Here is a 13995-nt window from a genome sequence, read left to right as displayed (position 1 = left end):
TAAAATTAAACATTATATCTTAGAGTTGTATTAAAAACAAGAAAAAAATTACACTAATTCTTTAAAAAATTGCAATAAAATACTATCATTTTGAAGTGTAGGTGTAAACACTTCTAGAATACATGGCGTATCATTTTGCGCATACAATGCAATCAAACCACTTTCAAGACTTACCTCATCACTAGCGATTGTATATTCTAAACCATACATTTTTGCTAAATGTTCGGCGGTCAAGCAATGGGATGTCTCAAAAAAAGTATTAAAAACTGGCGTTTCTTCATGTCCCGGTAGAATTCTAAAAATTCCGCCCCCACCATTATTTATGAGTATAATCTTGAAGTTTTTAGGAATATAACTGTTCCATAATGCGTTACTATCATACAAAAAACCAATGTCACCAGTTATAAAAATAGTTGGTTTTGTATTGGCCACAGCCGCACCTATTGCTGTTGATGTACTGCCATCAATTCCACTAGTTCCACGATTACAGTATACCTCAATTGTAGGGTGAATGTCTATCAGTTGCGCATAGCGGATTGCCGAGCTATTACTAATTTGTAAATGGCTGTTTATTGGTAAACCTTGAATAACGCTCTCAAATACTTTAAAATCCGAAAAAGGAATTTTATCTAAATAAATTTCGCTTTTTAACTTTCGCAATGCTTTCACAGCTTCTAATTGATTGAAATAATTACTTTCTATTGCATTTGTAAGTGGCAGAAAGGTTTCAAAAAATACATTTGGATTTACTTCAAAATGGTGTGTCAAAGCACCAAAAGTGTCATACGCTCTCCAAGAATCAATATGCCAATGGTGTTTGGGTTTGTATTTGCGTAAAAATGCTTTAATTCTTTTTGAAACGACCATTCCGCCAAATGTTACTAAAATCTCCGGACGAAAATTTTCAAAATCTTCATTCGTAAAAGGGGTAATTATCGTGTCAATGTTATTGATAAAAGTATCGTGGTGTAGGTTAGAAGTCGTTTCGGTCAAAACCACAACCGACTCATCTTTGGCGAAAGCCTCAATTACTTTCTCGTTAACGGCATTCGGTTCGTTAACACCAACCAAAATCATTTTCTTAGTAGCATTGTTCCAAATCGTTGCAAATTCTGAAACATCATCAATAGAAATCGTCTGAGTAGCATTTGCGAAAGCGACTGTGTTCACTGTGACTGAAAGTTCCGAAACGGTTTCATACAAAGGTTCTTCAAAAGGAGCATTGATATGAACGGGACCTTTTTGAGAAATAGCCGTATTAATTGCCACGTTGATTTTTAAATCATTCTCGGCCGAAACATCCTCAAGCAAATTAGCATTGTATAAGGAATGGTTTTCGAATACATTTTCCTGTCTGATGGTTTGTCCATCACCAATATCAATCTTACTTTGAGGCCTATCTGCTGAGATTACCACAAGTGGAATTTGACTGTAAAAAGCCTCTGCAAAAGCAGGATAATAATTCAATAAAGCGGATCCAGAGGTACAAACAAGCGCCACCGGATGTGCCGTTTGTTGAGCTATTCCTAAACCAAAAAAGGCTGCACAACGTTCATCAGCAATGCTGTAACATTTAAAAGCAGGATTATTTACAAAACCTATGGTAAGTGGTGCATTTCTAGAACCCGGGGAAATAATTATGTTGGTGATTCCCTTGGCTAAACAAATTTCAATTATGCTTTGCGCCAAAGGTATTTTGGGGTATATCATTGTATCTAATTTCTTTGATACAAAGTTACAAATTCGCTGGTCTTTTTCCTTGAATTTGAACTGTTATTTGCTATTTTTGAAGCAAATAAATAGCCCATGAAAACAACGATACGCGCATACAAAACTGAGGATACTCAAGCTATTTTGGAGATTATAAATTTCAATATTTTACACTCTACAGCTTTGTATGATTATAATACAAGAACACTAGAGCAACAAATTAGCATCTTAGCCGATAAACAAAGTAAAAATTTCCCTGTGATCGTGGCTGAAATTGGCGGAGTTGTTGTAGGTTTTGGTATGTATAGCGAATTCCGTTTTCGAGAAGCTTATAAATTTACGGTTGAGCATTCTGTATATGTAAGTCAAGATCATCATGGTAAAGGAATAGGTAAATTACTTCTTGAAGAATTGATAGTTCTTGCAAAAAGACAAAACTTACACACAATGATTGCTGTTATTGATTCTGAAAATCAAAGTAGCGTTGAATTTCATGAAAAATTTGGGTTTAAAACGGTAGGGATAATCAAAGAATCAGGATTTAAATTTGACCGTTGGTTACACTCTGTGTTTATGCAGTTGATTTTAGAATAAGACTCCTTAATTAGCGTTACTGGCTTGAAAAAGGTACCTTTGCATTTTTATAGTACTTATGAGTTTTACATTGCTTTCCTCCCCTTTGCAGGGTTTTACCGACTTTAGATTTAGAAATGCCCAAAACAAGCTTTTTGGAGGTATTGATACTTTTTATTCGCCTTACATTCGCCTAAATGGCAAATTAGTGATCAAGCCTTCTTATGAGCGCGATTTACTTTTAGAAAACAATCTTGAACTAGAGGTAATTCCGCAAGTAATTACAAACGATGCAGAAGAGTTTTTGTTTGTTGCTAAATATGTACGAGAACTTGGTTACAAAGAACTCAACTGGAACTTGGGATGTCCTTACCCAATGGTAACAAAATCTGGTATGGGATCTGGATTGATTAGCAATACCGAAAAAATCAATCACATACTAGAAAGAGCACACAATGAAACGGATATACTGGTATCTATGAAAATGCGTTTGGGTTATGAATCTCCTCAGGAAATTATTGATGTACTCCCTATTCTTGACAAATATCCCTTAAAAAATATAGCCATCCACGCCCGTTTAGGAAAACAATTGTACAAAGGCGGAGTAGATCTTGATGGATTTCAAAAATGTATTGATACTACTAAACATAAATTGTATTACAACGGAGACATAACCTCTGTAGCGAAGTTTCATGAAATGCAAGAACGCTATCCGAGTATTGATCATTGGATGATTGGTAGAGGATTAATCTCAGATCCCTTCTTACCAAGTATGATTAAGAATAATACTTCAGAATATCCTGCCAACAAAATTGAATTATTTAGTGCTTTTCACGATACTTTGTATGCTATTTATAGTGAATCTCTTTCGGGACCTACACATATCTTATTGAAAATGTATCATTTATGGGAATATTTTTCGGCTACGTTTTCAAATCCACATAAGGTTTTGAAAAAAATAAAAAAAGCGCAAAGTATTCGTAATTATGAAGCTGCTGTAGCTGAAATTTTCAAAAACGAAAAATTCTAGAGGAAAAAATAAACCATTAAGAAACTAAGAAAAATTAAACGCTGATTCTTAATGTAACTTAATTTCTTAATGGTGCAAAGTTTAGAAAATATTCGACACTTACTTAAACCACAAAAAAAAGAGATTTTCATTTGACTGAAAATCTCTTTTAAAATATTTTACTTTATAAAGTTAGCTAACTGCTTATGCTTTAATCCAATTCAATACTTCCGGATCAGTTACAAGAACTCTAGGTGAAATAACTTTTTCTAGTTCTCCATTTTCATTAATTAAGTATTTTTGAAAATTCCATTCTACAGTTGAATCTTGTAAACCATTTTTAGATTTTTGAGTTAAAAACTGGTAAATAGCAGCCATATCATCACCTTTTACAGATACTTTGTCCATCATAGGGAAAGTTACCCCATAATTCATTTGACAGAAAGTAGCAATCTCTTCATTGGTACCAGGCTCTTGAGAAGCAAAATTATTAGCTGGAAAACCTACAATTACTAGACCTTTATCCTTATATTCTTTGTAAACTGTCTCTAGATCTTTATACTGAGGTGTTAATCCACATTTTGAAGCAGTATTAACCACAATAATTTTTTTGCCTTTTAAAGATGCAAAATCAAAAGTCTTTCCAGACAAATCTTCAACTTTAAATTGGTATATCGATTCTTTTGTCATTGGTGTTGTGTAATTACTCGTTTCTAATTTTTTTGGTTGTGCTTGATTTTGACAACTGTAAAGAGAAAAAATAACAGTTGTAAAGAATAATATTTTTTTCATGGTATTTTTTTTTGGTAAAATTAATCAAATATTTGTTTTACTGATAATTATCTTTGTTAAACAGTAGTTAAAAAAAAGAAGCTTGGCTTTATGATGAACCAAGCTTCCAAACAAATAAAACAACGAAACTAATGTGGTATTTAAATTTCTATTGCTAAACCTAATGTTTAACTTGTTTATGGACATTAATTTATAAGCTTCAGTTTTGCTTTGTTATATTCAGTTATCTGTAAATACTTTTAGTTATTTACGTAAAGAGTTCTAAAAAAGTTTTATAAAAAGCTGTTTTTATTCTCATATCTCATTGTATGCTATAAAATTACACCCGGAATAAATTCATTAAAGATAATTTTACTATTTTTATGGATAGTAAAGTTTAAGTTTGTAGTACTAAAAATAAAGAAACATATGAGTCAAGAAGAACTATTGGTATTAATTTATAAAAAAGACGAGAGAGCTTTTACACATCTATATGATATGTATTCTAAGAGTTTGTTCTCTGTCATTAATGTTTTAGTAAAAAATCGAGAAGAAGCAGAAGATGTGCTTCAAGAAGTATTTGTTAAAATTTGGAAAAATATTGATACGTACAATGAAAGTAAAGGAAGGTTTTATACCTGGATTTTAAATATTGCAAGAAATACTTCTATTGATAAACTTCGCTCTAAAAACTTTAATAACAGTCAAAAAAACCTTTCTACAGATAATTTCGTAAATCACTTTGAAGACAGTTCCAAACTGGCAGACAAAATGGATACTATTGGTTTACAAGATTTTGTAAAAAAATTAAAACCAAAATGCATTCAGATTATTGATTTACTTTTTTTTAAAGGCTACACCCAACAAGAGGCTAGTGACGAGTTGGCAATTCCTTTAGGAACCGTAAAAACGCAAAATAGAAATTGTATTAACGATCTAAGAAATTATTTGAAAATCTAATGGAAACAAAAGAATATATAGAATCAGGAATTCTGGAACTTTATGTTTACGGCTTACTAAGTGAGTCTGAAAGCGAAGAAGTGGCCAGCAAAGCAAAAAATTCTGCTGAAATAAACTCAGAGATAATTGCTATAGAAAAAGCAATTGTAGCCTTATCATCAAGTTTTTCTCCATTTCACTCAGTAGTCAACTTTGAGAAAATTAAAGAAAAACTAGAATTAAAACACGCTCCTGTGATAGCACTTGAAAGGAGTAGTAACAAAATGCAGTATTTGGGTTGGGCTGCAACTTTACTTTTACTTTTAGGCGTAGGATATCAATACAATGAACTCAATGTTACTTCAAGTCAAGTAGTTGCTACAAAACTTGAAAAAGCAACTTTAGAGAAAGAATTTAAAAGTTTAAAAATTAAAAACACAGCAGTTGAAACCAGTTTAGCAGTAGTAAGAGATACTAAAAATACTGTTGTAGGTTTGGGAGGTCAAGCAGTAGCACCAGAGTCTTTTGCCAAAGTGTATTGGAACCAAGACACAAAAGTTGTTTATGTTGATGCATCGGGATTACCTGAACCTCCTGAAGGAATGGTGTATCAAGTATGGGCTTTAAAACTAGATCCGTTAACCCCTACAAGTATTGGTTTGTTAGAAAATTTTGATAAAAATGATCAAAAATTATTTGCTGTAAATAATGCAAATGAAGCACAAGCTTTTGGGATAACACTTGAGCCTGCTGGCGGAAGCGTATCCCCTACAATGGAGCAGTTGTATACTCTAGGTAAAGTTTAAAAAATTTAAAATCACATCAAAAAGGTTCAACTTACAACAGTTGAACCTTTTTTTTATTCAATTTATAACATTCTACTTTTAACGTACCCAATACCAAATAATTCCTGGATTATCATTACCACAACAACCCATCCATGGCGCAGGAGAGAATCCGTTTGTGGAAACTAAAGTACCCCACCATGCTCCATTGGGGTCGCTACTTGTTGTTATAGCTCCTTGTGAACCATTTGCATACCAAGGCATAATTTGTTCAATTCCGTCATTATTGTAATTCCAAGAATCAAATTTTGTATTTAAAGTAATATCCGTTTGAGTATTATTAGTGTTTACAAAACTATACGCTTGGTTAGCAGTCCAAATACCACCCCAACGACCTCTTGCTGAAGCTTCGATCATATATTGAAAACCACTAGCACTCTTTTTTAGATAATCTGCATAGACTATAATAGAATATTGACCATTAATCGTTGGAACTGTTTCATTTCTTAAAATAGCATTAGTTCCATTCCATCCGGAATTATTGTTATTACATAATATCAATGTCCAACCTCCACCATCAGTAGTCATATCTGCATAAATTTGAAACGGCGTACCACCATTAATATTAGGATTTACAATCCAATACAATCCATCCATTGCAGATGGATAATCTGTTTTTATTTGAAGTGCACTACTTCCTGCTGTAGCTGCCGAAAGTCCGTCATTTGATCTTGTATTGGTTTTACCTCCAAACGGTGTTAGCGAATTACTGGTTTGCAATGCACCGTTTTTATTGATATAATTAGAATCTGTGGTCGAAATTTTTCCATTTCTTGTTAGTACAGTAACGCTATTCACCGTTAATGATGCAGTTATAGTTCCGGCAAAATGAGTCCCTGTAAGATCTTGCGTAGCTGTAATTGTAGTAGTTCCTGGACCTGTTATTGTCACATTAGATCCGCTTATGGTGGCAACGCTAGGATTACTACTGGCGTATGAAATGCTTCCATTACTTTGACTTGTTGGTGGCGTAATAGTATAAGATCCGTCAAAAAAAGTCTTGGTTACATTTCCAAAACTACTAAGGTTAGGATCTTTTAAAACAGTTACTGTTACTGAATTGTTTACAACACAAGCACCATTTAAAGAAAAACCAGATACATAGTATGTTGCTGTTTCAGTTGGAGATACATCAATAGATGCTGTAAGTCCCAAGGGAATATTTGGAAAAATTCCATAATAGTTTCCTGTGCTTAGCTCTACCTTTATTCTGTCTACTTCTGAAAGTACGGTGTCAAAGGCAAAAATATCTGCAACATCCGCATCAGACGGTTCACTTTCATTAATTCGTAAGCCATTTGGACTGCCATTACCTCCATTTTGAGAAATCGTTTTTGCAATACTATTTTCAAAAACAAATGACGTTGACCCGTTTCCTGTTCCTGAGTATACATAAGCGTTATTGTCTGCAGGAATTCCGTTTTCTTGTGAAACCCAACCCTCAAAATAGGCCTGACTTTTACTTCCTCCCCACCATCCTAAAAGCCAATTGTTATTAGAACCATTTAAAACTCTACCTCTACTAGGACCTGTTTGTTTTGCCGTATACACAACCGAGTAAGGAGTAGAAAAATTAAAATTATTTTTAATACTTTGTGACGTATTGAACCTTAAAATAGGTTTTGAATTTAATCCAGATGCAACGTAAAGTGGTTGTGCACTAGTTGAAGGTGCAACCATGTCATTTCCATTTCCTGACTGGTCATACAGTTTTACACAATATCCAGATGAAACTCCGAGCCATGAATCAATTGCTGCTGAATCTAGATTTTTACCTGAAAAGCCAAAATCAGCTTCAACATTATCACTTGCACGTCTTAAGCGAACCGCAAATCCCGTATAATTAGATTTTAGCAATCTCAATCCAACAGCCAACTTAGCAGTTGTTACTTGATCCAAAGGGGTATATAAAACGCTACTCCATGAATAAGTAATTGCACCGGATGCTGTAAGGGTAGCCGTGTCTCCCGCATTAATGGTAACTGAAGTAGGATTTATGGTAACAGGCCCTAGTTCCTCGACGGTTACAGGCCCCGAAATGAGACTTACCGCTGGTAAACCCAAACTTCCAGAAACAACTACGTAGTAATATGTAGTGCCGTTATTTACGGTTGGAGGAATAAAAGTAGCTGAAGTAGCATCAGCAATTAATGTACCACCCACAGTGCTTGGAATGGTGTTGCTATACCATTGAAAAGTTAGGTTTTGACCTGTAGCTTCTACGCTTAATGGAGTTGCAACGGTTCCTTTACATTCAAACCTATTTAGTGGTGAAGGACTGGTTAGGATTGCTGTTGTGCATAACGTTAATGGAATTCCGTAATAACTTCCTTGATTACATTCTAATAATTGTCTAACTCCTACTGTATTTAACGTAGAAAAACCAATTGCTTCGTTTTGTAAAATAGAGCCTCCATTAGATCCACCATCATAATTACCAATGAAAATTTGGCTCAAATTATCCGTACTGGTAGTAATTGACAATACCATGCTTTCATTTGTAGGCCCTAATGAACTCGAAATCAATTTTGAAATTCCGTTTCTCCAAATAGCTACAGGAGACACATTAGAATGAAAATTAGTTCCTCCGTTTTCTAATATTCCCCCAATTCTAGGAGTCCCATCTAGAATACAGTGATAACCTGGCCAGTTAGTAGATTCTGATCGTATCACTGCTGTAACACTTGCTAAATTTAAAGATCCAGAATAAACCAAGCCTTTATTCCCCGAAAAATCAATTGCAATCTTAGTCCCTATATATTTAAAGATTCCGTTTGATACAATTCTAGGTTGTTGACTTAAATCTGGTTTTATAAGGTGTCTATTATTTCCACTTTGATCGTACCAGATACTAACATAACCATCTTGTACGCCCACAAATGCTAATAATGCTGCAGAATCTAACGATCCATTACTATCAAATCCAATATCTTGGGTAGCGTTGTCTAAACTACGACGAACTTGAATGGCACTTCCAGTATACGAACTACTTAATTTTCTTAAGCTGAAAGCAACGGCTGCTGGATCAGTAATGCTCAGTCCTAAAATATCCAAACTATTTTGAGCATTTCCTTGAAATGTAAAAAACAGTGAAAGAATAAAAACAATTTTTATAAAAAACTTCATATTGTTTTGGTTTTAGAAGCTACTATTAATAAAAATAATCAAATTGAATTCGGTCATTTACTGACAACGAGTAAGATCCGTTATTAGATGGAATATAAGTTAATGTATTTCCTGATACGGAATATGCAGTATTACTAATTCGTATTCCATTGATATACATTTTAACCTTGCTGTTGGGTGATTTAGTTTGCGTTAAAGTAAATGAAGTTTGAGCCGCAGTTGCACTAAATTCGTCTGCAACTTCCAAAATAGCTTCAGTTGAAACTGAACCATCTGCTTTTAAAAATTGTGCGGCTGTTCCTCCAGCTACTTTGAACGAAGCTGCAGTGATAGCACCACTAGTTTTTACATCTGTTATAGGTGCATGTGAACCACTACCATCTGATCCTAATTGAATAGTATTTGAAGAGGTAACTATTGCATTTGCGCCAATTGCTACCGAATTAGAAATACCATCTGTTGCAACATTTGCATTTTTTCCAATAGCAGTATTTTGTGACCCTGATACATTTGTCTGCAATGTTTGCGTACCTATGGCAACATTGTCTGTTCCTGAAACATTGTTTGATAATGCAATATAACCCAATGCCGTATTTCCTCCTGCCGCCCCATTTGAGGCTAATGCCCCTCTACCTACTCCAGTATTAGCATACCCAGCATTATTTGCTAAAGTTCCTAGTCCCACAGCTGTATTTGAATTTTCATTAAAATTCCCTCTACCAACTGTAACACCATTAATGATTGCATCAACGCTAAAACTTTTTACCCCTGAAATTGTTTGAGCAGATGTTAAATTAACGAAATTAGTATTCGTATTTGCTGTAGCAGTTGCAACAGCATCTGTTACAAATTCTGTTGTTGCTATTAAGCCATTAGAAACTCCTGCGGTTGGAGTTGGTGCTAGAGGTGATCCTGTGAAAGTTGGCGAGGCTAAATTGGCTTTTAAATCTAAAGCGGTTTGTGTTGCTGCTGAAGTTGGTTTGTTCGCATCACTAGTGTTATCGACATTGCCTAAGCCAACCATTGTTTTATCAATTCCTGAAACCGTTCCTGTAAAAGTTGGCGAAGCTAAATTTGCTTTTAAATCTAAAGCGGTTTGTGTTGCTGTTGAAGTTGGTTTGTTTGCATCGCTGGTGTTATCGACATTCGACAATCCCACCATTGTTTTATCGATTCCTGAAACCGTTCCTGTAAATGTTGGTGAAGCTAAATTCGCTTTTAAATCTAAAGCGGTTTGTGTTGCTGCTGAAGTTGGTTTATTGGCATCGCTGGTATTGTCCACATTCGACAATCCAACCATCGTTTTATCAATTCCTGAAACCGTTCCTGTAAAAGTTGGCGAAGCTAAATTTGCTTTTAAATCTAAAGCGGTTTGTGTTGCTGTTGAAGTTGGTTTGTTTGCATCGCTGGTGTTATCGACATTCGACAATCCCACCATTGTTTTATCGATTCCTGAAACCGTTCCTGTAAATGTTGGTGAAGCTAAATTTGCTTTTAAATCTAAAGCGTTTTGAGCAGCCGTAGAAACTGGTTTGTTGGCATCGCTAGTGTTGTCCACATTCGACAATCCTACCATCGTTTTATCAATTCCCGAAACCGTTCCTGTAAATGTTGGCGAAACCAAATTGGCTTTTAAATCTAAAGCTGATTGCGTTGCTGCTGAAGTTGGTTTATTGGCATCGCTAGTGTTGTCCACATTCGACAATCCAACCATCGTTTTATCAATTCCTGAAACCGTTCCTGTAAAAGTTGGCGAAGCCAAATTTGCTTTTAAATCTAAAGCGTTTTGAGCAGCCGTAGAAACTGGTTTGTTGGCATCGCTGGTATTGTCCACATTGGATAATCCCACCATTGTTTTATCGATTCCCGAAACGGTTCCTGTAAATGTTGGCGAAACCAAATTTGCTTTTAAATCTAATGCTGATTGTGTTGCTGCTGAAGTTGGTTTATTGGCATCGCTGGTATTGTCCACATTCGACAATCCCACCATCGTTTTATCAATTCCCGAAACCGTTCCTGTAAAAGTTGGTGAAGCTAAATTTGCTTTTAAATCTAAAGCAGTTTGCACAGCATAAGAAACAGGTTTATTGGCATCGCTGGTGTTATCGACATTGCCTAAGCCAACCATTGTTTTATCAATTCCTGAAACCGTTCCTGTGAATGTTGGTGAAGCCAAATTCGCTTTTAAATCTAAAGCGGTTTGCGCTGCCGTAGAAACTGGTTTGTTCGCATCGCTAGTGTTATCGACATTGCCTAAGCCAACCATCGTTTTATCAATTCCTGAAACGGTTCCTGTGAAAGTTGGCGAATTCAAAGGTGCTTTTAAATCTAAAGCGTTTTGAGCAGCAGCTGAAATAGGTTTGTTCGCATCCGAAGTATTATCAATGTTCGCCAAGCCAACCATCGTTTTATCAATTCCCGAAACAGTTCCTGTGAAAGTTGGCGAAGCTAAATTTGCTTTTAAATCCAAGGATGATTGCGCAGCAGCTGAAACTGGTTTGTTGGCATCCGAAGTATTATCAACGTTCGCTAAGCCAACCATCGTTTTATCAATTCCCGAAACAGTTCCTGTGAAAGTTGGCGAAGCTAAATTTGCTTTTAAATCTAAAGCGGTTTGAGCAGCAGTAGAAACAGGTTTATTCGCATCGCTGGTGTTATCGACATTCGACAATCCAACCATTGTTTTATCAATTCCTGAAACCGTTCCTGTAAAAGTTGGCGAATTCAAAGGTGCTTTTAAATCTAAAGCGTTTTGAGCAGCAGCTGAAATAGGTTTGTTCGCATCCGAAGTATTATCAATGTTCGCCAAGCCAACCATCGTTTTATCAATTCCCGAAACCGTTCCTGTGAAAGTTGGCGAAGCTAAATTGGCTTTTAAATCTAAAGCGGTTTGTGTTGCTGCTGAAGTTGGTTTATTGGCATCGCTGGTATTGTCCACATTCGACAATCCAACCATCGTTTTATCAATTCCTGAAACCGTTCCTGTAAAAGTTGGCGAAGCTAAATTTGCTTTTAAATCTAAAGCGGTTTGTGTTGCTGTTGAAGTTGGTTTGTTTGCATCGCTGGTGTTATCGACATTCGACAATCCCACCATTGTTTTATCGATTCCTGAAACCGTTCCTGTAAATGTTGGTGAAGCTAAATTTGCTTTTAAATCTAAAGCGGTTTGAGCAGCCGTAGAAACTGGTTTGTTGGCATCGCTAGTGTTGTCCACATTCGACAATCCTACCATCGTTTTATCAATTCCCGAAACCGTTCCTGTAAATGTTGGCGAAACCAAATTGGCTTTTAAATCTAAAGCTGATTGCGTTGCTGCTGAAGTTGGTTTATTGGCATCGCTAGTGTTGTCCACATTCGACAATCCAACCATCGTTTTATCAATTCCTGAAACCGTTCCTGTAAAAGTTGGCGAAGCCAAATTTGCTTTTAAATCTAAAGCGTTTTGAGCAGCCGTAGAAACTGGTTTGTTGGCATCGCTGGTATTGTCCACATTGGATAATCCCACCATTGTTTTATCGATTCCCGAAACGGTTCCTGTAAATGTTGGCGAAACCAAATTTGCTTTTAAATCTAATGCTGATTGTGTTGCTGCTGAAGTTGGTTTATTGGCATCGCTGGTATTGTCCACATTCGACAATCCCACCATCGTTTTATCAATTCCCGAAACCGTTCCTGTAAAAGTTGGTGAAGCTAAATTTGCTTTTAAATCTAAAGCAGTTTGCACAGCAGAAGAAACAGGTTTATTGGCATCGCTGGTGTTATCGACATTGCCTAAGCCAACCATTGTTTTATCAATTCCTGAAACCGTTCCTGTGAATGTTGGTGAAGCCAAATTCGCTTTTAAATCTAAAGCGGTTTGCGCTGCCGTAGAAACTGGTTTGTTCGCATCGCTAGTGTTATCGACATTGCCTAAGCCAACCATCGTTTTATCAATTCCTGAAACGGTTCCTGTGAAAGTTGGCGAATTCAAAGGTGCTTTTAAATCTAAAGCTGATTGTGTTGCTGCTGAAACAGGTTTATTCGCATCGCTAGTATTGTCCACATTCGACAATCCAACCATTGTTTTATCAATCCCTGAAACCGTTCCTGTGAAAGTTGGTGAAGCTAAATTTGCTTTTAAATCTAAAGCTGATTGCGTTGTTGCAAATAGTGTATTTATTCCTGTATCTACATACGTTTTAGTTGCTTTCACAGTTGGAAACTTAACGTCCGAACTTCCATCTTGTGTAAAATTAGTGCTTTTGTTGGCTATATCTTCTTTCAATTGGAGTGCAGATTTCGTAGCATCACTAATTGGCTTTGCAACATCCGATGTGTTATCAACTTGATCCAGTTCCAATGTCGTTTTGGCTCCTAAAATCGTGGTAGCATTCGTACCTCCATTTTCAACAGCTACAACACCTGTTACATTCGTACTATTTATTGCGGCATAAGCAAACGGAACGGTCGTAAACGGTTGATTGCTAATTTCAGTAAATGACGAACAATCGCCTGAAATGTTAATACTTACAACCAACTTTTTTTGAGCCGCAACCCATGCTATATTATCAAAAGATGATGCATATCCACCATTGCGAGTACCTGTACCTATTACAAGATTTACCATCCCGTATTGATCTGTCGTGGTTTGAATAACTTCCTGGTATTCGATCTTTGAAAACTCATCTACAAACTGGAATTGCATGCATACGTTTTTGTTTGCTACAGGCAGATTTTCACTAGTTACTGAAGAAATTTTATTAGTGGGTTTCAAAATAACGGCCTGATACGTAATTCCATTGCTTTGTGCAAAACCCTTTACACAAAGAAAAAAGATGAAGAGCAAAATAATTTTTTTCATAATTTGATTCATTAAATGTGATAAATTTTAAAAAAATAAGATTGAAGTTGTTCTAAAAAAATTAGAATTGCCTACACGTTTTCGATAGTACTTTTGGAAGTTCCACCTCAATGGGAAGCATAACAAAACTCACATTGTTATTCTGAAGATTCTGATTGGCGAATACTCTAATTATTCTGCAT

The 13995-nt window shown here is 35.7% G+C and carries 8 protein-coding genes; 4 read left to right on the top strand and 4 right to left on the bottom strand.

Features of this window, described 5'->3' with window-relative positions:
• Positions 1-48: 48 nt before the first annotated feature.
• Positions 49-1710, bottom strand: a complete 1662-nt coding sequence (gene menD / locus K5V07_RS07130) for a 2-succinyl-5-enolpyruvyl-6-hydroxy-3-cyclohexene-1-carboxylic-acid synthase (protein ID WP_221916939.1) — start codon at positions 1708-1710, stop codon at positions 49-51.
• A gap of 96 nt (positions 1711-1806) precedes the next feature.
• On the opposite strand from menD, the gene K5V07_RS07125 reads away from it, so the two are divergent.
• Together K5V07_RS07125 and K5V07_RS07120 are read left to right on the top strand one after the other, a co-directional pair.
• Positions 1807-2304 (top strand): GNAT family N-acetyltransferase, encoded by a 498-nt coding sequence (locus K5V07_RS07125; protein ID WP_221916938.1) that lies wholly within the window; start codon positions 1807-1809, stop codon positions 2302-2304.
• Between the two features lie 58 nt (positions 2305-2362).
• On the top strand, positions 2363-3313 hold the full coding sequence (locus tag K5V07_RS07120; protein WP_221916937.1) for a tRNA-dihydrouridine synthase: 951 nt from the start codon (positions 2363-2365) through the stop codon (positions 3311-3313).
• Between the two features lie 183 nt (positions 3314-3496).
• On the opposite strand, the gene K5V07_RS07115 is transcribed toward K5V07_RS07120, so the two are convergent.
• Positions 3497-4084, bottom strand: coding sequence for a glutathione peroxidase (locus K5V07_RS07115; protein WP_221916936.1), 588 nt, complete (start codon positions 4082-4084; stop codon positions 3497-3499).
• A gap of 408 nt (positions 4085-4492) precedes the next feature.
• Here K5V07_RS07115 and K5V07_RS07110 point away from each other — a divergent pair, with 408 nt between their 5' ends.
• Complete coding sequence (locus K5V07_RS07110) at positions 4493-5023, top strand: RNA polymerase sigma factor (protein ID WP_144890547.1); 531 nt, start codon at positions 4493-4495, stop codon at positions 5021-5023.
• The gene (locus K5V07_RS07105; RefSeq protein WP_144890545.1) at positions 5023-5808 is read left to right on the top strand and encodes an anti-sigma factor domain-containing protein; all 786 of its coding nucleotides are present in this window, start codon (positions 5023-5025) and stop codon (positions 5806-5808) included. Before K5V07_RS07110 ends, K5V07_RS07105 begins: the two co-directional genes overlap by 1 nt.
• A 78-nt stretch (positions 5809-5886) precedes the next feature.
• Here the strand turns inward: K5V07_RS07105 and K5V07_RS07100 are convergent, their stop codons facing one another.
• Together K5V07_RS07100 and K5V07_RS07095 are read right to left on the bottom strand one after the other, a co-directional pair.
• Positions 5887-8973, bottom strand: coding sequence for a fibrinogen-like YCDxxxxGGGW domain-containing protein (locus tag K5V07_RS07100; protein WP_221916935.1), 3087 nt, complete (start codon positions 8971-8973; stop codon positions 5887-5889).
• Positions 8974-8998: 25 nt separating this feature from the next.
• The gene (locus tag K5V07_RS07095; protein ID WP_221916934.1) at positions 8999-13813 is read right to left on the bottom strand and encodes a hypothetical protein; all 4815 of its coding nucleotides are present in this window, start codon (positions 13811-13813) and stop codon (positions 8999-9001) included.
• Positions 13814-13995 lie beyond the last annotated feature (182 nt).

The sequence above is a fragment of the Flavobacterium sp. CHNK8 genome (genome assembly GCF_019774515.1).
In the GTDB taxonomy this organism is placed as follows: domain Bacteria; phylum Bacteroidota; class Bacteroidia; order Flavobacteriales; family Flavobacteriaceae; genus Flavobacterium; species Flavobacterium tiangeerense.
The sequence above is the reverse complement of the archived record's forward strand: the minus strand, read 5'-3'. Positions and strand labels throughout refer to the sequence as shown.

What these genes read in the sequence shown, in the direction of transcription:
- menD (WP_221916939.1), bottom strand. Translation starts at nt 1,710, where the DNA reads ATGATATACCCCAAAATACCTTTGGCGCAAAGCATAATTGAAATTTGT.
- K5V07_RS07125 (WP_221916938.1), top strand. Translation starts at nt 1,807, where the DNA reads ATGAAAACAACGATACGCGCATACAAAACTGAGGATACTCAAGCTATT.
- K5V07_RS07120 (WP_221916937.1), top strand. Translation starts at nt 2,363, where the DNA reads ATGAGTTTTACATTGCTTTCCTCCCCTTTGCAGGGTTTTACCGACTTT.
- K5V07_RS07115 (WP_221916936.1), bottom strand. Translation starts at nt 4,084, where the DNA reads ATGAAAAAAATATTATTCTTTACAACTGTTATTTTTTCTCTTTACAGT.
- K5V07_RS07110 (WP_144890547.1), top strand. Translation starts at nt 4,493, where the DNA reads ATGAGTCAAGAAGAACTATTGGTATTAATTTATAAAAAAGACGAGAGA.
- K5V07_RS07105 (WP_144890545.1), top strand. Translation starts at nt 5,023, where the DNA reads ATGGAAACAAAAGAATATATAGAATCAGGAATTCTGGAACTTTATGTT.
- K5V07_RS07100 (WP_221916935.1), bottom strand. Translation starts at nt 8,973, where the DNA reads ATGAAGTTTTTTATAAAAATTGTTTTTATTCTTTCACTGTTTTTTACA.
- K5V07_RS07095 (WP_221916934.1), bottom strand. Translation starts at nt 13,813, where the DNA reads ATGAAAAAAATTATTTTGCTCTTCATCTTTTTTCTTTGTGTAAAGGGT.